This is a genomic window from Streptomyces sp. DvalAA-43 (genome assembly GCF_900091725.1).
Taxonomy (GTDB): Bacteria; Actinomycetota; Actinomycetes; order Streptomycetales; family Streptomycetaceae; genus Streptomyces; species Streptomyces pulveraceus.
In genome coordinates this window covers 18,514-40,507 of sequence record NZ_FMBW01000060.1, presented here as the reverse complement: position 1 = coordinate 40,507, position 21,994 = coordinate 18,514, and the positions used below count along the sequence as shown (strand labels likewise).

22 protein-coding genes and 5 pseudogenes are annotated in these 21,994 nt (G+C 69.4%); 11 read left to right on the top strand and 16 right to left on the bottom strand.

The features are described from left to right. Positions 1–192: 192 nt before the first annotated feature. The 6 genes from GA0115234_RS24520 to GA0115234_RS24495 all read right to left on the bottom strand — a co-directional run bounded on the left by GA0115234_RS24520 (position 193) and on the right by GA0115234_RS24495 (position 6,718). Positions 193–1,410, bottom strand: coding sequence for a cytochrome P450 (locus GA0115234_RS24520; RefSeq protein ID WP_093545505.1), 1,218 nt, complete (start codon positions 1,408–1,410; stop codon positions 193–195). Then, positions 1,391–2,653, bottom strand: a complete 1,263-nt coding sequence (locus tag GA0115234_RS24515; RefSeq protein ID WP_161275654.1) for an acyltransferase family protein — start codon at positions 2,651–2,653, stop codon at positions 1,391–1,393. Before GA0115234_RS24515 ends, GA0115234_RS24520 begins: the two co-directional genes overlap by 20 nt. A gap of 101 nt (positions 2,654–2,754) precedes the next feature. Then, complete coding sequence (locus GA0115234_RS24510; protein WP_093545499.1) at positions 2,755–3,801, bottom strand: glycosyltransferase; 1,047 nt, start codon at positions 3,799–3,801, stop codon at positions 2,755–2,757. 483 nt (positions 3,802–4,284) lie between these two features. Next, positions 4,285–4,713, bottom strand: coding sequence for a hypothetical protein (locus GA0115234_RS42450; protein ID WP_161275653.1), 429 nt, complete (start codon positions 4,711–4,713; stop codon positions 4,285–4,287). A 155-nt stretch (positions 4,714–4,868) separates the two neighbouring features. Beyond that, positions 4,869–5,510, bottom strand: coding sequence for a hypothetical protein (locus GA0115234_RS24500; RefSeq protein WP_093545496.1), 642 nt, complete (start codon positions 5,508–5,510; stop codon positions 4,869–4,871). Positions 5,511–6,328: 818 nt separating this feature from the next. Next, complete coding sequence (locus GA0115234_RS24495) at positions 6,329–6,718, bottom strand: hypothetical protein (RefSeq protein WP_141718467.1); 390 nt, start codon at positions 6,716–6,718, stop codon at positions 6,329–6,331. A gap of 246 nt (positions 6,719–6,964) precedes the next feature. Between GA0115234_RS24495 and GA0115234_RS24485 the strand changes: the two genes are divergently transcribed. Further along, positions 6,965–7,516: a recombinase family protein gene (locus GA0115234_RS24485; protein WP_256088797.1), complete on the top strand. Its 552-nt coding sequence runs from the start codon at positions 6,965–6,967 to the stop codon at positions 7,514–7,516. Positions 7,517–7,544: 28 nt separating this feature from the next. Here GA0115234_RS24485 and GA0115234_RS24480 read toward each other — a convergent pair whose 3' ends face one another. Then, entirely contained in the window at positions 7,545–7,925 is a 381-nt protein-coding gene (locus GA0115234_RS24480) for an ArsR/SmtB family transcription factor (RefSeq protein ID WP_093545484.1), read from the bottom strand. Positions 7,926–8,020: 95 nt separating this feature from the next. Between GA0115234_RS24480 and GA0115234_RS24475 the strand changes: the two genes are divergently transcribed. Continuing rightward, a complete protein-coding gene (locus GA0115234_RS24475; RefSeq protein WP_093545480.1) occupies positions 8,021–10,012 on the top strand; it encodes a heavy metal translocating P-type ATPase in 1,992 nt (663 codons plus the stop codon). Positions 10,013–10,114: 102 nt separating this feature from the next. On the opposite strand, the pseudogene GA0115234_RS24470 reads toward GA0115234_RS24475, so the two are convergent. From GA0115234_RS24470 to GA0115234_RS42445, 3 genes and pseudogenes are all read right to left on the bottom strand, one after another. Next, positions 10,115–10,393 (bottom strand): annotated as a pseudogene (locus GA0115234_RS24470) (aminotransferase class I/II-fold pyridoxal phosphate-dependent enzyme); the annotation flags it as partial. Between the two features lie 57 nt (positions 10,394–10,450). Continuing rightward, positions 10,451–10,960, bottom strand: a complete 510-nt coding sequence (locus GA0115234_RS24465) for an NUDIX domain-containing protein (protein WP_093545477.1) — start codon at positions 10,958–10,960, stop codon at positions 10,451–10,453. An 85-nt stretch (positions 10,961–11,045) separates the two neighbouring features. Continuing rightward, a complete protein-coding gene (locus GA0115234_RS42445; RefSeq protein WP_093545474.1) occupies positions 11,046–11,342 on the bottom strand; it encodes a hypothetical protein in 297 nt (98 codons plus the stop codon). Between the two features lie 381 nt (positions 11,343–11,723). Here GA0115234_RS42445 and GA0115234_RS24455 point away from each other — a divergent pair. Then, positions 11,724–12,132, top strand: a pseudogene (locus GA0115234_RS24455) (zinc-binding dehydrogenase); the annotation flags it as partial. A 49-nt stretch (positions 12,133–12,181) separates the two neighbouring features. On the opposite strand, the gene GA0115234_RS24450 reads toward GA0115234_RS24455, so the two are convergent. Further along, the gene (locus GA0115234_RS24450) at positions 12,182–12,865 is read right to left on the bottom strand and encodes a DUF4232 domain-containing protein (protein ID WP_176729264.1); all 684 of its coding nucleotides are present in this window, start codon (positions 12,863–12,865) and stop codon (positions 12,182–12,184) included. A 452-nt stretch (positions 12,866–13,317) separates the two neighbouring features. On the opposite strand from GA0115234_RS24450, the gene GA0115234_RS43665 reads away from it, so the two are divergent. The 4 genes and pseudogenes from GA0115234_RS43665 (at position 13,318) to GA0115234_RS24425 (ending at position 16,877) form a co-directional block, all read left to right on the top strand. Next, positions 13,318–13,452 carry a hypothetical protein gene (locus GA0115234_RS43665; RefSeq protein ID WP_256088796.1) on the top strand — a complete coding sequence of 45 codons (135 nt, stop codon included), beginning with the start codon at positions 13,318–13,320 and terminating at the stop codon, positions 13,450–13,452. Positions 13,453–13,731: 279 nt separating this feature from the next. Then, positions 13,732–14,166, top strand: a pseudogene (locus tag GA0115234_RS24445) (ArsR family transcriptional regulator); the annotation flags it as partial. A 900-nt stretch (positions 14,167–15,066) separates the two neighbouring features. Further along, positions 15,067–16,485, top strand: a complete 1,419-nt coding sequence (locus tag GA0115234_RS24430) for an MFS transporter (RefSeq protein ID WP_093545471.1) — start codon at positions 15,067–15,069, stop codon at positions 16,483–16,485. Continuing rightward, positions 16,482–16,877 (top strand): cupin domain-containing protein, encoded by a 396-nt coding sequence (locus GA0115234_RS24425; protein WP_093545468.1) that lies wholly within the window; start codon positions 16,482–16,484, stop codon positions 16,875–16,877. Before GA0115234_RS24430 ends, GA0115234_RS24425 begins: the two co-directional genes overlap by 4 nt. 441 nt (positions 16,878–17,318) lie before the next feature. Here the strand turns inward: GA0115234_RS24425 and GA0115234_RS24420 are convergent, their stop codons facing one another. After that, positions 17,319–17,987 (bottom strand): GNAT family N-acetyltransferase, encoded by a 669-nt coding sequence (locus GA0115234_RS24420; RefSeq protein WP_256088795.1) that lies wholly within the window; start codon positions 17,985–17,987, stop codon positions 17,319–17,321. Positions 17,988–18,312: 325 nt separating this feature from the next. After that, complete coding sequence (locus GA0115234_RS42835) at positions 18,313–18,573, bottom strand: hypothetical protein (RefSeq protein WP_202554128.1); 261 nt, start codon at positions 18,571–18,573, stop codon at positions 18,313–18,315. On the opposite strand from GA0115234_RS42835, the pseudogene GA0115234_RS43655 reads away from it, so the two are divergent. Continuing rightward, positions 18,572–18,661 (top strand): annotated as a pseudogene (locus GA0115234_RS43655) (hypothetical protein); the annotation flags it as partial. The gene GA0115234_RS42835 and the pseudogene GA0115234_RS43655 overlap by 2 nt on opposite strands. Positions 18,662–18,682: 21 nt before the next feature. Here GA0115234_RS43655 and GA0115234_RS43650 read toward each other — a convergent pair. Continuing rightward, positions 18,683–19,129: a hypothetical protein gene (locus GA0115234_RS43650; protein WP_237541681.1), complete on the bottom strand. Its 447-nt coding sequence runs from the start codon at positions 19,127–19,129 to the stop codon at positions 18,683–18,685. Between GA0115234_RS43650 and GA0115234_RS42440 the strand changes: the two genes are divergently transcribed. Beyond that, positions 19,116–19,274, top strand: a complete 159-nt coding sequence (locus GA0115234_RS42440) for a hypothetical protein (RefSeq protein WP_161275652.1) — start codon at positions 19,116–19,118, stop codon at positions 19,272–19,274. The genes GA0115234_RS43650 and GA0115234_RS42440 overlap by 14 nt on opposite strands. A gap of 90 nt (positions 19,275–19,364) precedes the next feature. Here the strand turns inward: GA0115234_RS42440 and GA0115234_RS24410 are convergent, their stop codons facing one another. Next, positions 19,365–19,832 (bottom strand): hypothetical protein, encoded by a 468-nt coding sequence (locus GA0115234_RS24410; RefSeq protein WP_176729261.1) that lies wholly within the window; start codon positions 19,830–19,832, stop codon positions 19,365–19,367. Between the two features lie 320 nt (positions 19,833–20,152). Here GA0115234_RS24410 and GA0115234_RS42435 point away from each other — a divergent pair, with 320 nt between their 5' ends. Both GA0115234_RS42435 and GA0115234_RS24400 read left to right on the top strand, forming a co-directional pair. Then, entirely contained in the window at positions 20,153–20,374 is a 222-nt protein-coding gene (locus tag GA0115234_RS42435; RefSeq protein ID WP_176729260.1) for a hypothetical protein, read from the top strand. Between the two features lie 234 nt (positions 20,375–20,608). Continuing rightward, a pseudogene (locus GA0115234_RS24400) lies at positions 20,609–21,146 on the top strand (IS6 family transposase); the annotation flags it as partial. A 214-nt stretch (positions 21,147–21,360) separates the two neighbouring features. Here the strand turns inward: GA0115234_RS24400 and GA0115234_RS24395 are convergent. After that, positions 21,361–21,984, bottom strand: coding sequence for a TetR/AcrR family transcriptional regulator (locus tag GA0115234_RS24395; RefSeq protein WP_093545462.1), 624 nt, complete (start codon positions 21,982–21,984; stop codon positions 21,361–21,363). Between the last annotated feature and the right edge of the window lie 10 nt (positions 21,985–21,994).

The window sequence follows — 21,994 nt, the reverse complement described above, 5'->3', positions numbered from 1 at the left end:
CTTCGGCCGGAACCTGATGGTCTCCCACCTGGGGGGCCGGTGCCGCTCCCGGGGCTGCCGGGCACGTGAGTGCCGGTCCACGCGGACGGAGGGCGGAGGGGCTGGATCCGGCCAGAGGGGAACGCGGGAGGACGAGGCCCCCGGTGGCCGCGGCCGCCGGCGGGCGCCGCAAGGCCCTCGGAGCCCCGGACGTCACCAGACGACCGGCAGGCTCCGCAGGCCGAACACGATGTCGTTGTGCTTGAAGGCGGACTCCGCCAACGGCTCGGCCAGCCGTAGCCCCGGCACGCGGCGCAGCAGGGTGGTCAGCGCGACCTGCAGCTCGATCCGGGCCAGTTGCTGGCCGATGCACTGGTGCGGACCGAAACCGAACGCCAGGTGCGTGCGGGGCGGTCGGCGCAGGTCGATGGTGTCGGGGGCCGTGAACACGGCCTCGTCCCGGTTGCCGGACGGGATCGCGGCGACCAGCCAGCTTCCCGCCGCCACCGCGGTGGCGCCGACGGTGACGTCTTCGGTGGCGTACCGCAGCAGCCCGAACTGGATCACGGACAGGTAGCGCAGCAGTTCCTCCACGGAGGTGCCGATGGTGTCCGGGGCGGCGCGTAGCGCGGCCGTCCGTTCCTGGTCCGCCATCAGTACGAGGGCGCTGAGCGCGATCATGTTGGCGGTCGACTCGTGCCCGGCGACCAGGAGCAGTACGCCGAGCGTGGCCAGCTCCGGTACGGTCAGCGGCCGGTCGGTCGCCTTGCCGCGGACGATCAGCCGGCTCAGCAGGTCGTCCTGCGGCTCGGCCAGGCGTCGGGTGATCAGTTCGCCGAGGTAGCCCTCCAGCCGCCGGGTGGCCGCGTCGCGGGTGGCCTCGTCGGCGTCGAAGCCGATCAGCACCTCGCTGTCGCGCTGGAAGGCCCCGTGGTCGTCGTAGGGCACGCCGAGCAGCTCGCAGATCACCAGCGACGGGATAGGCAGCGCGAAGTCCCGTACCAGGTCGGCGCTCGACCCGGCGAGCATCGCGTCGATGTGCCGGTCGGTGATCCGCTGGACGGACGGTCGCAGCGCCTCCATCCGTCGCATGGTGAACTCGCCGATCAGGAGCCGTCGCAGCCGTGCGTGCTCTTCGCCGTCCAGCTGGATCATCGAGCCCGGGGACGGGTCGCGCCCGTCGTAGGAGGGCAGCATGTGCATCGATCCCGCGCCGCGGGAGCTCAGCCGGGGATCCGTGAGCACACTCCGGATGTCCTCGTAGCGGCTGACCAGCCATGCGTCCATCCCGGCCGGGCAGCGCACCGGGGACACGGGCGAGTGGGCGCGCAGCCGGGCGTAGGTCTCGTCGGGGTCGAAGGTGCGGGAATCCGGCCGGGTGACCGGGAATTCGGGGACTTCGGATGCCGGGTCAGGGCGGGGTTTCGTCATGGGTGACGGCTCCAGGATGACGGAGGGAGGGCTCATCGCGCCGACGCGTACGGGGCCGGCTCTCCTCGTGGACCGAGACGGGTCCGGCGCGACGGCCGCGCGGCCGACTGAAGCGTCGGACCGCCGGACGTTCGACCAGCGTGTAGAGGGCCGCCGCGAGGGCGAGGCTGATTGCGGCGGTGAGCAGGATGTGCACCGACCTCGTCGACGGGGTGGCGGTCACCACTTCGCCCGTGGCGTGCACGCCGTCGATCGGGCCGTACTGGATGACGAGGTAGTGCACGAGGTAGAGGGCGAACGAGATCTCGCCGAGCCACACCATGGTCCGACCGCTGAAGGGCGTGCGCGCGGTGCGTACGTCGGCGGCGGCGCCCGCCGCGATCAGCAGGGCGAGTGCGGACGCGGTCGGTCCGGCGCAGAGTCGGAACACGCCGGGCAGGTGGGACTGGACCACCACGCAGGCGATCGTGAGGAGGAACGCCGGCGTCATGCCCAGGCGGATCCACCTCCCCGAGATCACGATGCGCGCCATCAGGATGCCGAGGACGAATTCGAGAATCCTGGTGAAGGGCAGGCTGTAGGCGAACCAGGACTGCAACTCGGCGATCGCCGGGTCCCATGAGGTGGCCGGCCGCGTCGGTAGCGCCTGGGCGGCGAACGGGACAGCGATGATCGCGAGAGCGACGCCCGCCGCCCACGACCACAACCTCGGTGGCCGGATGCGCCCGATGAGGCGGATGAGCCAGGGGAACGCGAGATAGAAGACCAACTCGCAGCCGAGGGTCCAACTCGGCACGTTGATTCCGGTCAGCCCGCCGAGGGCGTCGAAGTCGGGGATCCAGGGCTCGATCAGCAGCAGCGGCGGAATCGTGTTGATCGCCGTGATCCGCACGCCCGCGGCGGCCATCAGCGCCACGGTGGCCGCGAAGGTCACCAGGTGATTCGGAAAGATCTTCACCAGGCGTCGGCGCCAGAACAGTCCGGCGGTGTCGTTCGGGTCGGCGACCCAGGTGAGGATGAAGCCGCTGAGCACGAAGAAGAACGCCACCCCGACCGGTCCGAGGGTCGTGATCAGGTACGGCAGACCGGGGTGTATCGATCCGACGATCTGACCGGCCAGATGGGATACCAGCACGGCGAACGCCGCGATGAACCGCATACCGGTCAACGACGGCAGGCGGCGCGGACGAGCGGACGGTTCCGGCGCCTGCATCACCGCTCCCCTGTCGACGACGACATCCACGCCACCAAGGCTTCTCGGGTGGCGTTCAAACATGTGCGTAGACCGTTGGGCCACTCTCGGATGGCCCCGTCGGAACGGTCAAGTAGTGTCTCTCCGGAGCATTAGGAAGCGGCCGGTGGTTCCACCCGGGCGTACGTCTCCGGCGGCACCGGGAAGCGCCTCACCAACTCCTCCATCCAGGCAGCCGGATGGGTGGCCAGCGCCGCACCGCCGGGGAGGGCACGCGCTTTGCGGATGCCCTCGATCTGTGCCTCGACGGCGGCCTGGGTGGTGTACCGGTCGGCGACCCACTGACGGCCCGCCTGCCGCACCTCGTCCTGGCCGGGCAGGTCGAGCAGCTCAAGGGCCTTGTCCGCCAACCGATCCGTTTCGAGCTCCGGAATCCGCCACGCAGACGGCGAGTCGAACAGTTCCGCTCCGCCGCCACCGGCGTAACCGGTCACCAGACAGCCGCTGGCCATCGCCTCGGCCGGCGGCAATCCGAAGCCTTCGCCCTCGGGCGCTCCCAACGCGATGAACACCGACGTGTCGGACAGGACGCGAGCGACCTCCTCGTGGGGAACCGCGTGGATGTCGTGCAGGTCGACGCCCTTGGACCGCGGGTCGGCGTGGAACAGACGGCGGAGCAGCGTGCTTTCGATCGGGCGTTTGCGGGACATCCACGCGATGCGCCGAACCCGCTCGGTCGATGCCGGTCGGAACAAATCGGTGTCAATGACGTTCGGCACCAGGTGCGGTTCGAACTCAGGCAGGGCGCGGCGGAACATGTCGACGCCCGCCTTCGAGATCGTCCACAGAGCCGGCCGGACCGACCAGCCCGGATACGGGCCGGGGTCGGGGCAGGTCAGGAAGTTGACGTAGTGCCCCTGCGAGTAGATGACCTTGTGGCCGCCGGGTGCCGGGTCGTGGTCGGGGACCACGCTGACCTCGTGCAGCACGAGCACGTCCTCGGGCCCGAGGTCCAAGGTCATGCCGGACAGCGTCGGCACGTCGTCGTCGAACCACGTGTAGCGGAATCCCGGCGTGGGCGTCCAGCGGAACGCCTCGACGCCGACGGCCCGCAGCAGCGAGACCTGTTGGTTCAGCACGCGAATGCCGCCCAGCGGGAACTGGAACTCGAACGACGCGTAGATCACTCGGCCGGTCATCGTGCCTCCCTGAGAATCTACGATCGGTGAGACCAGACCACGGGGGTTAAGGGCGTGGGTAGTTGGGCCAGGGAGGTGGCGTCGCCTTCCTGGAGCCGTGGAGCAACGTCCGTACTCAGAAGCTGGGCCTTCCCCGTACTCATACGCTCAGGGTGGCAGCAATGTCCTCCTGTGTCACCGGCCCGACGCGGTCGAGGGGCGTCATCCGGCTACCAGGGCGTTCTCCAGGCTGCCGCCCGCGCCAAGGAGTGGGACGCAATCACCGGCCGGTCGAGTACAACCGTTCTCTGCCGACTCCCTCATGGACAAGCGCCACAGCGGGTTTCGGCCGAAACCTGGCGGTCTCCCACCTGGCGGGCCGGTGCCGCTTCCGGGGCTGCCGGGCACGTGAGTCCGGTCCACGCGGACGGAGGACAGAGTGGCTGCACGCGGGCACCGAACCCCGTCGCGGCCAGGACCGGAAGGCGACGCCGTCGAAACGCCCTACGGCCCGGAAACACCTATGCCCTGTTCCCTTCCGACCTTCGCGCACTCGCCGATGATGCCCTCGCCCGCATCGCCGACGACGAGGATGGGCCCAGCCTCGGACTGGGTCGGCCCGGAGGGCTGGAAGCAGTGGCGAGCCGTACTCACGCCCTTCGCGCGGTGCTTGCCCCGCCGCCCCCTTCCATCGCTCTCTTCGATGTCCAGCTGTAACGGAGCGTCACTCAGCCCGAAGTTGAGCCAGAACCCATCGATATGTACAGAGCCACTGGCTCGCCCCGACACCGCCGGGCCGCGGATCGCCACCTCAGCCGGACCGGACGGCACGATCGGCCGCACCGTTGTCCGGGAACGGGAGCACACCCCGCCGAGATCAGCAATCTCCAGCAGAAGATCATCGCCCGGGACGCGGAAGCTGTCGCCCGCCACATGGAGCAGTGCGAGGGCCGAGCTTGTCCTCTTTGGTCCCACCCGATCACGGGGTGACGGTCTCGGGTCGCCTGATGTTCTTCCCGGCGGCGTGGCGGATGGCGAGGTGCCGACAGTACGCCTTACGAAAGCCCGGGCGACCGTAACGAACGAGCTCAGGGCTGTCGGCGGTAGATCCCGAATGTGTCGTTGAACAGCACCACAGTCGCGGCCACATCCGCGACGAACCGGGCGACCTGCTGCTGTGCCTGCCCGGCCCGCTCCTCCCGGCCCGCCGTCAGCGCGGCGGCCCGGCTGTCGAGTTCCGCTGTCCGCTGCTCCAGCCGCGCCCCGCCCCAGCGGGTGCGGGCCCGGCCCCGTAGCTCATTGGCCCGGCCGGGCAAGCCCGCCAGCTCGGAGGCGTCGGGCAGCGCGCTGTCCACAGCGTTGACGGCAGACATCTGGGCCCGGTACAAGGCCGGCCGCACCGGACCGACCGCCAGCAGAAACGCGTCGCTCCCGAGCTGGTGTCCCTGTGCCCGGGAATCCCTGGCGATCCGTACGTCCTGCTCGAAGGAGGTGATGTGCGGATTGCGGTTGTCCTCGAACGTCAGCTTCGTCCGCAGGATCCGCCCGGCCAGCTCGACATCGGGCGGAGTGCCGGCGACCGCGTCGGCGACCAGATCCCAGTTCCGGGATCCGGTCTGCAGGAGGTCGGCGAACGTCCGGACACAGCTCTCGTCCGCCAGGACCGCCGGATCGTAGCCCTGTCGCCGTATGTCGGCGATCGCCGCTTCCAGTAGTTCGGCCACAGACATCAAGGCCCTCCAGACCGGTACACGGGTGCGACGGACGGCGAGCCCACCGGCCCTGCCGCACGTTCGGCACTGCGCCCGCACCGCCCCAATGGGCCTAGTTTGCCTTCCAGTTGCGAAAAGACCAGCCCGCGAGCCTGTTTGCTCCCCTTACGCTTCTGGTCCTAGAGGGCTTTCGACCGTGCCGGGCCCGGGACGGCCGCTTTCGACGCCATCGGCGGAAGTGCCAGGCCGAACCCGTGAGTAGCACATCCGGCCATCCCTTCCGGTCGTATCCCTGCTGGCTCTCCATACGAGAGAGTCCGAGGTCCGCCACGAGCGGGCCGCGCGCCGACTACTCACCTGCACAGGGGGCTGCGCGCGGCCCGACCCGTCACCGCCGTCCGATACAGCAGCCGCCCGAACCAAGCCGGCCCGACCGGCGCCCTGCTCCTGGCCGCCACCGCGGCAGGAGAACAACGGTGCGCGACTGCTCCGGGGTACGCCTCCCAGGGCCCCCAGCTCCCCCACTGCAGCGTGCTCACCTGGGACAACGCCCCCTCAATCCCCTAGACGGATCAGACATTCGACGACATCGAGCCTTGCCGGGTCCCGGATCACCTGAGGGCATCTGGGAGCCTGGGAAGTCACTCGGAGTGATCTCCCGGGGCAAGGCGACCCACATGCCGAAGTGCTCTACGACATCTGCCGCCGCACCTGCGCAGGCCCGCGCTACAGGACATCACCGTGCCAGTGGTGTCCCACGAGCAATTGTCGAATCCTGTGGATTGGCGCCCCATGGCAATAGATCTCGACCGTTTGCCAAGTGATCTTGACTGGTCTCAGGCTTCTGCCACTTGATTTTGACTGGCCTCCCGGCGTCGTCTGGCAGCCGTCCGAATTTCTGCCAGGGCGCGCTCACGGTCGACCGGTGGAGGCTGGAACTGGCCCGGGGCCGGCCGGACGTGCTCCTGCCAGGAGTCCCGCCAGAACTCCACAGTCCAGTCGGGCCATCGCTCTGGCATCTCGTATGCTTCGGCCGACGCCCCGAGCACCCACCAGCCGACCCGGCGCTGCAGCGGATCGATGTGGATTCCGGCATCGGCGGATACTCGGCACATTCCGTGCTCGAGGCCGCCCGACAACCGGTGGAGCAGTGCGGCTCCCTCCAGGATCGGGTGGTCGGCGACATTCGCCACTACGTAGCAGCGGTCCGAGCCGACGGTCACCACTGCAGCCATCGGCTCGGGGCCGACCAGCTCCTCGCATCAAGAACTCGGCCTACGTCGACTCCTCTTCACGTTCAGGACACACCAAGCGCCAGATGTACGGCCGGGCGAAGCCGGACTTCCACCGCTGCCAGGTCCTGTACGCCTTATATCGCCACCACGGTCAGTTATCGGTGCACGCTTGCCGTGCCAGAGCCTCGGGACGTCAGCGGAGCCTGCCACTGGATGTCAGCGGTTCTGCCATGAGGTGTGTCAGTAAGTGCAGGCGTCGTCGTTGGTGAGGCGGAGGCTGTACCGGATGTCGTCGGCCAGTACGGCGGTGCCGCTGTCGGCGCGGGGCGGGAGCCCGGTGTCGAGCAGGCCCGGGACGGTGGCCGCGGTCGGCTCCTCAGGGTCGGCCGCAGCCCCCAGGACCCGGTGAACATGGTCGCCGAGCTGCGCAAGCGAGAGATCGGCTTCATCTCCCTGCATGAGCGGCTCGACACCACCACCCCGAGCGGCAGGCTGATCTTCCGTATCCTCGCCGCCTTGACGGAGTTCGTCCGGGAGCTCATCGTGCAGGGCATGAACGAGGGCCTGGCCGCCGCACGGACCTGCGGCCGCGTCGGCGGCCGGCCCAACGTCGTCAACGACAAGCTGCCGCGCACCGCCCGCGACATGCTGCCCGGCCCGGAGAACAGCATCGAGACCAACGCGGCTCCGCTCGGCGTCTCGGTCGGCACCCTCTACAACCACATCCCCGACCTCAAGGAACTGCGGGCATCCCGCGTTCCGCATCAGCTCGAAAGCGGTCAGCGGTAGCTATCGGGCAGCAGGTGACACCGGCCTGCTACTGGATCAGGGACTTGCCCGTCTCGGTGGACGCGTCACGCAGCCCCAGGCGCAGGTGCTCGACATGGAAGAGGGCCTGTTCCAGGAGTTCGGCGACGTGGTTGTCGTAGAGGGCGTAGACGATGGAACGGCCCCGGCGTTCTCCGGTGACGAGCCCGAGATTGCGCAGCAAGCGGAGCTGGTGGGAGCAGGCGGAGGCTTCCATGCCCACGGCCTCGGCGAGGTCGCCGACCGCGCAAGGGCCTTCCTGGAGGCGGGCCAGGATGTACAGCCGCGAAGGGGTCGCGAGGGCCTGGAGGGTGGCGGCGACGTCGGTGGCCCCCGCCGCGTCCAGGCGCTCGCGGGGGGTGGCGTGGTTCTTGTCGGCTCCGTGACCCATGGCTCCCATCCTACCGGTCACATATGAAGACCTGTTCATGTGTTCCTGTACGGTGGATGTGTTGCCTCGCTTCCGCCCTGAAGGGTTGTTCTGTCATGCCTTCTGACCTGCTTCAGCGGCCCGGACGGGCCGCTCCGGCCGATTCCCGTACGGCGCCGAAGCGCCGTACGCGGGTGTTCGCCCTGGCAGAGGCGCGCTGGGCCGCCGCGGCGTTGGTGCTGTTCCTGATCGCGCTGCCGCTCCAGCTGACCGGCGCACCCGCCTGGGCGTGGGGGCCGCTGTACGCCGCCGCCTACGTCACCGGTGGGTGGGAGCCGGCCTGGGCGGGGCTGACGGCGCTGCGGGAGAAGACCCTGGATGTGGACCTGCTGATGATCGTGGCCGCGATCGGCGCGGCCACGATCGGGCAGGTGATGGACGGCGCGCTGCTGATCGTCATCTTCGCCACCTCCGGCGCGCTGGAGGCGCTGGCCACCGCCCGCACCCAGGACGCGGTGCGCGGTCTGCTCGACCTCGCACCCACCACGGCCACCCGCCTGGCCGACGACGGGAGCGAGGCGACGGTCCCCACCGAGGACCTGGTGGTCGGGGACACCATCCTGGTCCGCCCCGGTGAGCGGGTCGGCGCGGACGGCCGCGTCCTTGCCGGAGCCAGCGAGGTGGACCAGGCCACCATCACCGGCGAGCCGCTGCCGGTCACGAAGGAGACCGGTGACGAGGTCTTCGCCGGCACCCTCAACGGCACCGGCGCGCTGCGGGTGAAGGTCGAGCGGGACGCCTCGGACACGGTGATCGCCCGGATCGTGGCCATGGTCGAGGAGGCTTCCGGGACCAAGGCGCCCACCCAGCTGTTCATCGAGAAGGTCGAGCAGCGCTACAGCCTGGGCATGGTCTTCGCAACCCTGGCCGTCTTCCTGATCCCCCTCGCGTTCGGCGCGGACCTGACCGGCTCACTGCTGCGGGCGATGACGTTCATGATCGTGGCCTCCCCGTGCGCCGTGGTCCTGGCGACGATGCCGCCTCTGCTGTCGGCGATCGCGAACGCAGGACGTCACGGCGTCCTGGTGAAGTCTGCCGTGGTGATGGAGCGGCTCGGGCAGGTCGACGCGGTCGCACTCGACAAGACCGGCACCCTGACCGAGGGCACCCCCCGCGTCACCGACATCCACCCCTTGGTTGGCTCCGGCCTGACCGAGGACACCCTGCTGGCGCTGGCGGCCGCCGCCGAGCATCCCAGCGAACACCCCCTGGCCCGTGCTGTCGTCGACGCCGCCCGCACCCGCGGCCTGGCCAACGCCGACATGCGGGACTTCACTTCTGCTCCCGGCGTCGGTGTCAGTGCCACCGTTGACGGCCGCACGGTAGTGGTCGGCGCACCGGTCCGCCTCCTCGATGGCGACGACGGCACCGACGCGGCGCCCGCCGCCACGGTTGCGGCCGACCTGGAGGACGGAGGCCGCACGGCCGTCCTGCTCCTGCGCGACGACGTCCCGGTCGGAGTGCTGGGCATCGCCGACCGGCTGCGTCCCGATGCCACCGCGACTGTCGCCGCCCTGACCACGCTGACCGGCAGCACCCCGATACTGGTGACGGGCGACAACCCGCGCGCCGCCACCCGCCTGGCCGCCGAGGTCGGCATCACCGGCGACGAGGTCCATGCCGGTCTCCTGCCCGAGGACAAGGTCGAAGCCGTACGGCGCCTGGAGGCCCGGGGGCGCAAGGTACTGTTCATCGGCGACGGCGTCAACGATGCCCCGGCATTGGCCGCCGCCCACACCAGCATCGCCATGGGCCGCGTCGGCTCCGACCTTGCTCTGGAGACCGCTGACGCCGTCGTCGTCCGCGACGAACTCGCCACCGTCCCCACCGTGATCGCCCTCTCGCGGGCGGCCCGGCGTCTGGTGGTCCAGAACCTGGTGATCGCCGGAGTGTTCATCTCCGGCCTGGTCATCTGGGACCTGGTGGGCCACCTGCCGCTGCCGCTCGGTGTGCTCGGCCACGAGGGTTCGACCGTCATCGTCGGCCTCAACGGGCTGCGTCTGCTGCGCGACGCCGCCTGGGCCCGCGCCGCGAAGGACATGCGGTGAGCCGCCGTACCAGGAAGGCCGCCTCTCATCCGGGGCGGCCCGGCGCACCGTCACCGTCTGCCGCGGCTGCTGCGGCACCCCGGCCAAGCGCACGGTTCGGCTGAGGCGGACGGCGGCTGCCGTGGCGGCGAAGGTGAACGAGGGAACGATCACCTCGTCGCCGGGCCCGATACCCAGGGCGAGGAGGGTCAGCCAGAGGGCCGAGGTCCCCGAGCCGACCGCGATGCAGTGACGGCCGTCGACCAGGTCTGCGAACTCGTCCTCGAAAGCGGCGACCTCGGGGCCCTGGACGAGCCGGCCGGATTCGAGGACGCGGACCGCGGTGGCGATGTCGGCGGCGTCCAGGCATGGCGCGGCGACGGGGATCGTTGGTGTGCTCACGAAGAGGGGTCCCTTCCGATGGACGCCAGGCGCCGGTGCCGGAAGGGCCGGCGGGCGTCAGGTGTGGTGTCGGGTGGGGTCGAATCCGTGGTGCAGGTAGAGGGTGGTGTCGTGGGTCAAGGCTCGGGCGCAGGCGTGAAGGCGGCGGGCCGTGTGCGGTGGGAGGAGGGTGTCCCACTCATCGGGTGCTGCCAGCGTCCACTCGGTCAGTTCGTCGGTGTCGAGGTGTACCTGCTGCTGGGCCTTTTCCTTGGTGGTCAGGCCGCCGTCGAAGATGAAGTTGCACAGCGGGGGGCGGCCGTCGGGCTGTTCGGGTACCCAGTCGACGACCAGCAGCCTGCCTGGGGGGAGGTTGAGTCCCAGCTCCTCCTTGATCTCGCGCTGGAACGCTTGCCTCGGGTCCTCCCCCAGGTCCACCCCGCCGCCCGGGACCTCCCAGTAGTCGCGGTAGGACGGCTTCACCAGGAGGAACCGGCCGGCGGTGTCGCGGATGACCCCTCCTGCCCCACTGATGATCTTGGGGAGGGTGGCGTAGTACTCGGCGGGAGGCATATGCGTGGCGCTCATGGGGCGGGACGCTATCCACACCCCCTGCGAGGACCGACACACATCCTCCGGTCTGGCACAGAACAGTGACAAACCGGTGTGATTCTCACTCCAGATGCGGATCCTGCTTCTCGGCCAGTCCGTCCCCATCGTGCCAGCAGGTACGCCGGCAGGTGGTGCAGCGCAGTGCCGCGTCCAGGGTGCGGCCGTACCGGCATACCCAGCCGACCTGCCGGGCGGGGTTTCCGATCACCAGGCCGTGGGCGGGGACGTCGCGCAGGACGCCCACGCCGACCACAGCCAGGCTCTGAGCCTGCGAAGCGTTGGGCTCGTACCACCAACCCGGCCCCTCCGGCAGGACCGGGATGGCCTGGGCCAGTGCCACCTTGATCGGGAACTCCACGGAACCGACCCTGCGAGCCCTGCGCCCCTGGAGCGCGCCGGGCGGTCCGAACGGCCCTACCCGCCGGCCGGCCCCGTCTGCGGATTGCAGATCTGGCACGGCTCGATATCCGGCTCGGCCAGCGCGATCAACGCGTCCCGCGCGCTGGGGCTGGATCTTCCACGACTGCTCGGCCTGGGGAACCTGCGCGCGGATATCGGCAGCTCTGCTCGCACATGGCGAACAGGTCCCCGAGTGGATCCTTGTGGCCCAGGAGGAAATCGGAGTTCCCGGACCGTCGTTTCGCGCCCGCTTGTCCAGCGCCCGCTGAGTGTTCCGCCTCACCACCATCACCCGTTCCGCTTCGCTCTACGCGGCCGCCCCGTGTCTCACCTGCGCCGCAGCGTGGCCGAGTACGTCTCGGTCCGGCCGCGCCAGATCGCGCAGCCCCGGGAACGTCACCCTGACTGAGGCCGTCTCACTGCCCGCGGACGGCACCACTTCGCTCACCGCCCTGCGCGACAAGGCCGGTCTGCGGGCGGAGGAACCCCCGCTCGTGCGTGGGGCGTCCGGCGGCGTCGGCAGCGTCGCCGTCCAGCTCGGCAGGGCCCTCGGTGCGCATGTCACCGATCTCGCGAGCGCGAGGAACCTCGTATCCGAAGCACAACCTGTTCGCCGAGTTGACCGCGTGGAACAAGGCAACCTGCGTCCCGTCGTGGACGCGGTTCATCCGCGGTCGGAAATCACCGCCGCCCACCGCGTCTTGGAGGCGGGTGGGGTGCGGGGCAAGCACGTGATGCAACTGATGTGACACGGCCTTCCGCGTGCGCGTTCCCGCTGCGCGGTCATGCGCCGGACCGTCAGATGATGCGCGGGATGACCTCGTTGCGCTTGGTGGACCAGTTGGTGACGATCGGCTTGTCCACGGTGGGCGCGTCGGGGAGCTCGACCTCGGCGGGGTTGGGGTCGTCCTCGCTGGTGGCGATGGTAACGAACTCGAACTGCGTGCCGCCTTCGCCCTCGGTGGTCTTGACGTTGATACCGGCATACGCGACGGAGGAACCGGAGAGCTTGATGGGGTCTTCACCGCCCTGCCCGACGGGCGAGGCGACGCCGTCGGCGCGGGATCCGAAGGAGACGCTCGGGGTGTTGACGTCCAGGTAGCAGGTGATGCCGGACTTGGCCTTGGCGGTGACGAGGTAGTAGCTGATCGGCTGGGCTTCCCAGGTGACCGTGAAGTCCAGGTCGTCGGTGCCGCAGGACTGCCCGTAGCCGCTCTTGTCGCCGTTGCTGGACTCGCCCTTGTCACCGGTGCCGCCGCTGGTGGAACTGTTGGCGGACAGGCTGTTGCCGACCGTGGCCCTGCCGTCGGAGGGAGCCTCGCTCTTGCCGCCCTCGGCGGAGGAGGAAGCAGCGGAGGGCACCGCGGAGGCGCCGGTCTCCGTGGCGTCTGCGGTGCCGCAGGCGGTGGTGCCGGCGAGGGCTGTCACGGCGGCGGCGGCCAGGACGAGACGCGTAGAACGGGCGGCGAGACGCGAGCGCATCATGATCTCCAACGGTGTCGTTTGCGGTGCTTCCTGCTGACAACGACGACGTTAAGGCCGAGTCGATCCTGAAATGATTGCGCGATTGTCCAGGTTGTGTCCCAGCGATTCCGTTCCAAGACGGAGGTGCTGAGTTTGCGCCAAGTACCAGCCCACGGGGCTTGTTCGGAGCCAGAAACCAGAATTGAGGCATCGAAGGACCGGCCGACTTCGCGATGTGCGCCCCGTCCACCTCTCCTGAGAACACTGACTGACGCAGAGGGGCAGGAGCGCGGCTGAGCACCGGACGGCGGTATGGGTGGTTCGCCCGGTGCTGCCGGCCGGTGCTTCACACGGTGACCGGTGGCGACGTCGGCGACGAGCGCACCGCGAGGGCACGCGGCGGGTACGCCGGCTCTAGCCGGAGATCCCCATCGTGGGCGAGGACTTCGACCGTATCCGGCCCTGAGTGCGTGGGTACCCCAGCCGACCTGCCGCGCATCACCGAGCCGCTGACGGGCCGCGTCCACGGTGTCGAGGACACCGCCAAGGTCCTCGGCGAGAATCTGGTCCGGTCCCTGGCGGAGGTCTGGGACTCCGGAGCGTGAGCGTGCGTCGTCCGATCAGTGAGACGGTCGTCGGGGCCGGGCCGCGCGGCACCGCCGTACTCGAACGGCTGATAGCCAACCTCGGGCCACACGGGCCCTGGCGGGTCCCCGGCCGGGCTGCACGTCGTGGAGGACCACACGCCAGGCGCGGGTCGGGTCTGGGAACCGCGCGGCCCGAGCGATGGCGGTCGCTCACCCCTGAACCGCAAAGAGTTCTTCACAAAGAGACCTTTGCGAAGAACTCTTTGCGGACTACGGTATGCCGCATCAGCTGATGCTGTGGAGAGGCCGCATGGCCCGAGCACTGAGGATGACTCGGTTGTTCTGGATGCCAAGGGGCTGCGTGCCCTGGCTCATCAGGTGCGCGTGCAGGTGGTGGGGCTGCTGCGGAAGTACGGCCCGTCGACGACCACCTGCCTCGCGGAGCGGCCGGGTGTGAATTCCGGTACGGCCAGCTACCACCTCCGGCAGATCGGCGCGGCCGGTTTCGTCGGGGAGGACACCGAACGCAGTAACGCGCGAGAGCGCTGGTGGCGTTCGGTGCACCGGACGATCTGGTTCAACGATCCGGAGCCGACCGGGCGGGAGCCCGAGGCCGCGCCGGCCTACGAGCAGTCCGTCGCCGCCATCTACACCCTGCGCACGCAGCAGACCCTGAACGGGCTTCAGACGATGCCCCGCGTATGGCGGAACACCTTCGACATGGGCGACTGGGCCCATCTGCTGGTTCTGGCCGCGCTGATCGGCGCGGCCCGGGGGCCCGGCGACCTGGCCAAGGAGGTGACGGTTCCGGAGGCGGCCGAGCGCGGCCGGGTGCCGCTGGAACGGGCCACCGGTCTGTCCGGCGTGACCGAGCGGCTCGCCGCCACCGTCGGCCTGGCGGCCGGCGGATCCCTGGTGGCGCTGCTCGACCCCCTGACCGGACTCGCCGTCAACGCGGGCCGCTTCGCCCTCGGATCAGTGATCGTCCAACTCGCATTTCCTCGCGGCACGGGGCACGCCACCGAGGAAGCCCCCTCGCAGACCGGGGAGACGGGACCGGGCTACTGGCGGCGGTTCGGCGAGGGCTTCACCCTCCTACGCCGCGAGCCACTGCTGCTCACCGTCATCGTCATGGTCGGCATCACCAACCTGCTCGACGCGGCATTCACCTCGGTGCTCGTACCCGTCTGGGCCAGGGAACCCGGCAATGGGCCGACCGCATCGGCCTGACAGGCAGCGGCATGGGGCCGCAGCGGCAAGCGGGAGTCTGATCGCCGCAGTGGTCGCACACCGGCTGCGGCGGACGGTGGTTCTCACCGGGTTCCTGCCGGCCGGGGCACCGAGGTTCCTGATCCTCGCCCTCGACGCCCCGCTGTGGACGGTACTGCCCGTCCTCGCGGTCAGCGGGTTCGTGGCCAGCCGCCGCATGGTCAGCCGGTCCACGCCTTCCTCGGTCACGATCCGGCGGGCCGTCCCGATGGCCTCCTCGCGGGAGATACGGGAAGGTCGGCCAGGGGATTTGCGCGGTGCGGACGGCTGCGGCATGCCCCCATCTTTCCTCAGGTGTCGACAACGGCGATCCCCTGACGCTAGTTTCTTTACGTGTATAAAAACTTACGGGGGCGACCCGGGGTGGTGCTGGCAGCGGCGGCTGTCGCCCAGTTCGTCTTCGCCCTGGACATGTCGGTGGTCAATGTCGCGCTGCCCACAATCCGCATCGCGTTGGGATTCGCGCCGCTCGATCTGTCGTGGATCGTGCACGTCTACGCGCTCATCTTCGGCGGACTCCTGCTCCTGGGGGGCCGCGCTTGTGACCTGTACGGTCATCGTCGGCTGTTCGTGGGGGGCCTGGCCGTCTTCGGGTTGTGCTCGCTGGTGGGCGGGCTGGCCGAGGCGCCCTGGCAGCTGATCGCTGCCCGCGCCGGTCAGGGGCTGGGTGCTGCCGCGGCCGCCCCAGCCGCGCTGGGAATGCTCACCACCACTTTCCCTGAGGGCCCTCGGCGTGTCCGGGCGCTCGGGGTGTGGAGCGCGGTGAACGCGGCAGGGGGAGCCCTGGGCGTGCTGGCAGGTGGTCTGCTTACTCAGTACGCGGGGTGGCGCTGGGTGATGCTGGTCAACCTGCCCATCGTGGCGGCGGCTCTCGCGCTGGTTCTGGCAGGCGTGCCCGCCGGAGCACGGCCCGATCGGCGCGAGAGGCTGGACGTGCCCGGCGCCGTCCTGGCGACTGGAGGAGTCGGGCTGCTGGTGTTCGGTGTCGTCCGTACCGACGCCCGAGGATGGGGATCCCTGGCCACCGTGGCGACCCTCGCCGCTGCGGTCGCGCTCTTGGCCGCCTTTGCCTTCGCCGAATCCAGGGCCCCCGAACCGCTGCTGCGCCTCGGCCTGTTGCGCAGTCGCTGGGTGGCCGGTGCCAACGTTCTGGTGTTCTTGGCCGCGGCTGGGCAGTTCACGGCGTTCTACTTCGTGTCCCTGTACATGCAGCAGGTCCTGGGCATGAGTGCCGCCGCGACCGACGCCGCGTTCCTGCCGTTCTCCGTGAGCCTGGTCGCGGGCACCGTCATCGCGACCCGCCTCACCGCGGCTCGCACCCCCCGAGCCGCCCTGGTGCCCGGCGCTCTGCTGGCCGCCGTGGGCCTGGCCTGGCTGGCCTTCATCAGCCCCGGCGGCGGCTTCCTCACCGACGTGCTCGGTCCCTGCATCGTCTCCGGCGTCGGCGTCGGACTGGTTCTGGCCCCGGTCGCCGCCGCCGCGACCACCGGCGTCGCCTCCCGCGAGGCCGGCATGGCCTCCGGCCTTTTCAACAGCTCCCGCCAACTCGGCGGCTGTGTCGGCCTGGCCGCCCTGGCCACCATCGCCGCACTCCGCACCGGCACAGCCACCGACGCCGCCGCCCTCAACGACGGCTATGCCCTGGGTCTGGCCGTCACCGCCGGCCTCTTCGTACTCGCGGCAGTCGTGGCGATCGGGGTGTTGCCCCGACGCCAGGCCACCGTGCCTGACCCGCGACCCGCCGTCCCCACAAAGAACCGACTGGAAGGCACGCCATCATGACGACGACCCCCATCGACCTGTTCGCCTCCGCGCTGCAGTTCCGCCCCGACGGCGATGTCCGAGCCGCCGACCGGCAGATGACGAGCAGCGACTCCGGCGCCTGGCAAATCGCGACCTTCCACGTGGAGACCGACGCCGACGTCCACGCCGACCACTGGGAGATGCACCCGGAGGCCGAAGAGGCAGTGTGCTGCCTGACCGGCGGCGTCCGCCTCTACTTCCGTGCCACCACGCCCGGCGGCGCCGAGGACATGGTGCAGTTGCAGGCAGGCACCGCAGTGATCGTCCCCCGCGGCCGCTGGCACCGCCTGGAGCTGAACGCCCCCAGCGACCTGATATCGATCACCCTTCGCCACGGCACTCGCCTCGAAAAGCGCACCGACACTCACTGAGCGGGAGGTGGCACGACAGACTCGCTGCCGGGCCACCACGAGCCTCGCCCAGCCCTCACGGAGTTCCAACAGTGCGCCGTTTCACAGCCCTCGACGACTGCACAGGGATCCCACACCGAGAAGCTCGCGTATTCAACTGTCGCCGGTTCCCCTGTCTGGCGGACCTGGACATGACCGCCATGCGCAGGGGTGCCACGGGCAAGGCCACTGGGCATCCAGTCATCGCCTGAACGGATCGTCCGACGTCGCTACCGGGCCCGCCACCCCGCCGGACTGCTTCGTCGATGTTCGTGCGCCGTATACAGCTGTGCTTCTACCGTCCAGCCCCCGTACCGATCACGGGGCATGCGGAAGAGGCCGCCAGTGGGGCGGGATCCGGGTCTGGCCACCACGACCACCGCACCGGAACCGCGCCAGATCCGAGAAATGATGTCGCTCGTGTCAGAGAACGCCCATCGCGAAGCGGCGACAGACGTGCACGCGGGCGAACTGCTCGCGCATGAGCTGTTCGTCCTCCAGGCCGGCGTGGAGGAAGGAAGCCATCGGCCTCAGCCCCGGCCGACGTTCGCTGATGGCCCGGTCCGGTTCGCTGGGGTCAGCGTAATAGTTGGCGTAGACATGGAGGTAGTGCTGGCTCTCGGCGAAGCCCATCACCCGATACCAGCGCAGCGTCGCGGGGTCGTCCCTCGTCCAGGCATCCAACGTCGGCACACCCAGCGCGCTGACACGGGCGCGTGCCTCGGTGAGGAGAGTACGGCCAAGGCCCTGGCGCTGGTAGTCGGGGTGGACAGCGATGGTGTCGATGGTCGCCAGTTCGTCGTCGACAGAGACGTCAATGATCCCGGTGACGGTTTCCTGCCCGGCCGTTGCGACCAGTGCGAAGCCCGGGGCGGGTGTCTCGGGCTTGGCTGTCAGGACGTCATCGAAGTAGGGGGTGTCCAAGAACGAGAGCACCCGGCAGCGCAGCCAGGAAACCTCGTCGGCAGGGCGGTACTCACGTATGACGTGGTTCACGGCGGTGATCCTCAATGTGCGTGGCGAAGTTCGGACGACGGTGGTCACGGCATTGAAGAACGGCTGGAGGTTCAGACGCCAATTCGACGCACTCACCTGGGGAGTTCCTGGGGGCACGAAGGGATTGTTGAGCGTGCGGTCAAGTACGCGTTCGTGTACGGCACCGATCACTGCGCTCAGCTCACATCGTGCCTTGGACCTCAGAGCATGGAGTGTGATCTCCAGCAGAGCGCGGACGTGGTAGTCGCCGTTGCGGAGGTCTGTGCAATCGCGCGCTCGTAGAAAGGATCGAGGTCTCCGCGTGGCCGGCGGACAGACGTATTCCGGCGGCGGAACGAGAGTGCGACTTCACCCGCGGGGAGGCCGTGGCCTCGTTCGAAGACGGCGATCTGCCTGTTCGCCGAGGTGGGCAATCCGCGGATCACAGGTGCCCGCCGATGGCGCGTTCGGCGTTGCGGAGCTGCATCCTGATCTCGCCCGGTGACCGGCGAGGCATGAACACTTCGAAGAGGTCGAGGGCGAAATGACCGTCCACCACGTCCTGGAACGCTGGCCCGACGGCAGCTGATGGCTGTTTTCGGCTCCGCGAATGAACCCCGACGGCAACCGACCGCTGACCACGCACGCCTACCGGGGCCGGCTCGCCATCTGGCTGGAACAGTGCCAGGTAGGCGACGAGCATGGCCGGCCCCGTTCACCTGACGCCCCATCAATGGCGCCGCACTTTTGGAACCGGGCTGATCAACCGGGACGTCCCGCAGGAAGTCGTACGCGTTCTGCTCGATCACTCCTCAGGCGAGATGACCGCGCACTACACCCGGCTGCACGACACCACGGTCCGCCCGCACTGGGAAAGGGCCCACAAGGTCAACATCAAGGGCGAGAACGTCACCTTCGACCCTGCCGGGCCGCCGGCCGAGGCCACCTGGGCCAAGCAGCGGCTCGGCCGCGTGACCCAGGCCCTGCCCAATGGCCAATGCGGCCTGCCGGTGCGGAAGACCTGTCCGCACGCCAACGCCTGCCTGGCCTGCCCGCTGTTCATCACCACCCCCGAGTTCCTGCCGCAGCACCGCGAACAGCGCCAGCAGTTGCTGCAGATCGTCTCCGCCGCCGAGGCCCGCGGCCAGGCACGGGTGGTGAAGATGAACCAGCACGTCCTGGGCAACCTGGATGGGATCATCACCCCGCTGGAAGCCGACCCCGAAGAGCCGGAGACCACCGCTGATGCGAGCTGGCAACAGCCAACACATCGTCGAGGCCGCCCGCCGCCGCAGCGAGTACACGCGCTCCAAGGACATCCGGGCACTACGTTCCCTCGACGCGGCCGGAGAGCCGGTCACCTTCGATGCCGTCGCCAGGCAGGCGGGCATCTCCCGGTCCTGACTATTCTGGCTCGTTGCCTGGCGTGGTGTCGCCTGCCAGGTCGCCCACTCCGAGCTCTTCAACGCGGGGCGGCAGCCGGAGGGCTGCGGATCACGACGCCCCGGGCTGAGGCTCCTCGCCGTCGTAGGCCGCCAGCGCAGCCTGGCGGCATTCCAGCAGGTCGCCAAGGTCCTCGTGGGTCACGTGCTCCTGAGTCAGCGCCACCATGGCCCTGGCCTCGACCGAGGCCCATGCGTGCCGGGCGCGTTTGTTGGCGCGGCGCCTGGTGTCGCTGCGCAGGAAGCCCGCTCCCGCCGCGAACCCGGCAGAGGCCAGAGCGGCGAGGGCGGCGGGAACGCGCACGTCCGCCGAGGCCAGCCCTGCCGCTCCCGCCGTGCCCGCGAGCAGGGCCGCGGGGAAACCGAGGGCGATGTCCGTCTTGGTCCAGAACTCGGCCCGGCGGTGGGCGAGTTTCCTCTGGCGCGTCGCCTCGTCTCTCATCCGCTCGATCTCGGCACGCAGGCGGTGCGCGAACTCGTCCGGGCTCAGGCGCGTGGTTCCGTCAGCGGAAGTGACCATAAAGGCATTCCAACACGCCTGCGTCAGAAGGTATTTGGCGATCCCGGACAGCCTTCGGGCGCGGTGGACGTGAGCTTCCCACAATGGTGTGCCGCCAAGGCGTGCAGCCGATCTTGCCGGTGCGGTGGCAGGCCATCACCGAACGCGGCATCCGTATCCATCACCACACCTACGACCATGATCTGCTGGGCCCCTACCGGGGCCAGGACTCCGAAGTAGCAGCCCGGGGAGGGAAAAGGGAAACAGGAAGTCCACATCAACCCTCACGACGTCCGCCAAATCTGGGTCCGGCTCCCCGACGAGGAGCTCGCCGGGATCCCGTGGATCCACCGCGAGCACTCCCCCATCCGTTCAACGACCGCACCTGGCAGTACCTCCAGACCATCACCTCTCATCGTACGGACCACGACCAGTACGAGGCGGACCTCGCCGAGCCGTCGACCAGCTCATGCGCCGCGCCGTCTGCAGCCCATGTCGTCTCGGAGAGCTGTCATTTCCTCCTTCGCGATCACGGCGTCACGCGGGCGCGGCTGGTCCCCTAGGAAGCGATCGACGACCGCGATCGCGTCCAAAAGCTGCCCCCGTAGCGGTCGGCCCGGACGGCGAGGCCAGTCGGCGAGGTCCGTGCGCCCCACGGCCCTCACCCGGGGGCGCACCGCCACCACTACGTCATCGACCACCACCGCCGCTGGCCCGACCAAGCCCTCACCGACACCACCCCGCACGCAGCCACCGGCGCCCGGCCACATCGTTGACACCGGCTCGATAGCCCCATCCGCCTCCCGCTCAGCTTCCGTGAGGTCGAGGAGCTGATGCTCGAGCGCGGTGTCATCGTGTCCCACGAGACCGTCCGCCGCTGGTGTGCGAAGTCCGGGCAGTCCTATGCCAACGCGCTGCGCCGCCGGCGTGTGCAGCTGGGTGACAAGTGGTACCTGGACGAGGTCTTCATCAAGATCGACGGAGAGCGGAAGTACCTGTGGCGGGTCATCGACGCCGACGGCACCGTGCTCGACATCCTGGTCCAGAACCGGCGGGACAAAGCCGCAGCCCGGCGTTTCTTCCGCCGCCTGCTGAAGACGACCTGCTCGGTGCCGCGGGTGATCGTCACCGACAAACTCCGCTCCTACGCGCGGCCCACCGCGAGGTGATGCCCTCGGTCGAGCACCGCTCCCACAAGGGCCTCAACAACCGGGCCGAGAACAGCCATCAGCCAACCGGCAGCGCGAACGCGCCATGAAAGGCTTCCGCGGCGTCGGCGGAGCCCAGCGGTTCCCGGCCGCGTTCAGCGGCATCCCACCCCACTTCCGGCCCCCGCCGCCACCTGATGACCGCCCCCGGCTACCGCGCCGAGACAACCACCCGCTTCGCCGTCCGGGAGCAGATCACCGGCGCCGTCGGCCTGCCTGCCGCGGCCTGAGCACGGAACCGGAACCCGCCCCCTCCACACCCGGCACACCATCAGGCACTCACTCCCTCAACAACGTGACAGCACCCGCCCGGCGTGAGGCTCGGCGCCGGGCGACCATTTCTACCCGTCTGCGGTGCCGAAGGTCGCCAAGAAGGTGCGGATGGCGGCGCGGGCGAGCTGATGCAGCTCAGCGTCGTCGATCTGACGGGTGCCCATCCGGGAGCGCGCCTCCAGTGGACCGGTGAGCAGGGCGATGAGTTGTTCGGCCGCCTGGTCAGGGTCGTTGGCGCGGAGGCGGCCGGCGAGAGTGAGGCGCGCCAGCCGGTCGGCGAGAGCCTGCGTTAGGCGGTGCGGTCCGTTCTCAACGACGATGTCGATGAGGTCGGGGAACTGGGTGATCTCCGCGTAGAGCAGCCGCCGCAGCGCGCATGAGCGGTCGTCGGTGTGCAGTTGCAGCAGTCGGTGACCGACGTCCTCCAAGGTGGCATGTAGATCGTCGGGTTCTTTGAGCGGTTCGAGCGCGGCAAGCCGCTCGTCCAGCACAACTTGGGCTGCGGCCTGCACGGACTGCCGGAACAGCGTCGCCTTGTCGTTGAGGTGGTTGTAGACGGTGGGCTTGGCCACCCCCGCCTCGGCGGCGACCTCCTTGACGCATGCCTGGGCGTAACCACGGCGAGCGAACACGGTGAACGCGCCCTCCAGGATCGCCTGCCGCCGATCGGCCTGTCCTCGCGTGATGGTCATGGATTCGATT

Bases quoted from the DNA above. Each gene is read 5' to 3' on its own strand.
- GA0115234_RS24520 (WP_093545505.1), bottom strand. From the start codon at position 1,410: ATGACGAAACCCCGCCCTGACCCGGCATCCGAAGTCCCCGAATTCCCG.
- GA0115234_RS24510 (WP_093545499.1), bottom strand. From the start codon at position 3,801: ATGACCGGCCGAGTGATCTACGCGTCGTTCGAGTTCCAGTTCCCGCTG.
- GA0115234_RS24500 (WP_093545496.1), bottom strand. From the start codon at position 5,510: ATGTCTGTGGCCGAACTACTGGAAGCGGCGATCGCCGACATACGGCGA.
- GA0115234_RS24480 (WP_093545484.1), bottom strand. From the start codon at position 7,925: ATGGGTCACGGAGCCGACAAGAACCACGCCACCCCCCGCGAGCGCCTG.
- GA0115234_RS24475 (WP_093545480.1), top strand. From the start codon at position 8,021: ATGCCTTCTGACCTGCTTCAGCGGCCCGGACGGGCCGCTCCGGCCGAT.
- GA0115234_RS24465 (WP_093545477.1), bottom strand. From the start codon at position 10,960: ATGAGCGCCACGCATATGCCTCCCGCCGAGTACTACGCCACCCTCCCC.
- GA0115234_RS24450 (WP_176729264.1), bottom strand. From the start codon at position 12,865: ATGCGCTCGCGTCTCGCCGCCCGTTCTACGCGTCTCGTCCTGGCCGCC.
- GA0115234_RS24425 (WP_093545468.1), top strand. From the start codon at position 16,482: ATGACGACGACCCCCATCGACCTGTTCGCCTCCGCGCTGCAGTTCCGC.
- GA0115234_RS42835 (WP_202554128.1), bottom strand. From the start codon at position 18,573: ATGCTCGTCGCCTACCTGGCACTGTTCCAGCCAGATGGCGAGCCGGCC.
- GA0115234_RS42440 (WP_161275652.1), top strand. From the start codon at position 19,116: ATGCGAGCTGGCAACAGCCAACACATCGTCGAGGCCGCCCGCCGCCGC.
- GA0115234_RS24410 (WP_176729261.1), bottom strand. From the start codon at position 19,832: ATGGTCACTTCCGCTGACGGAACCACGCGCCTGAGCCCGGACGAGTTC.
- GA0115234_RS24395 (WP_093545462.1), bottom strand. From the start codon at position 21,984: ATGACCATCACGCGAGGACAGGCCGATCGGCGGCAGGCGATCCTGGAG.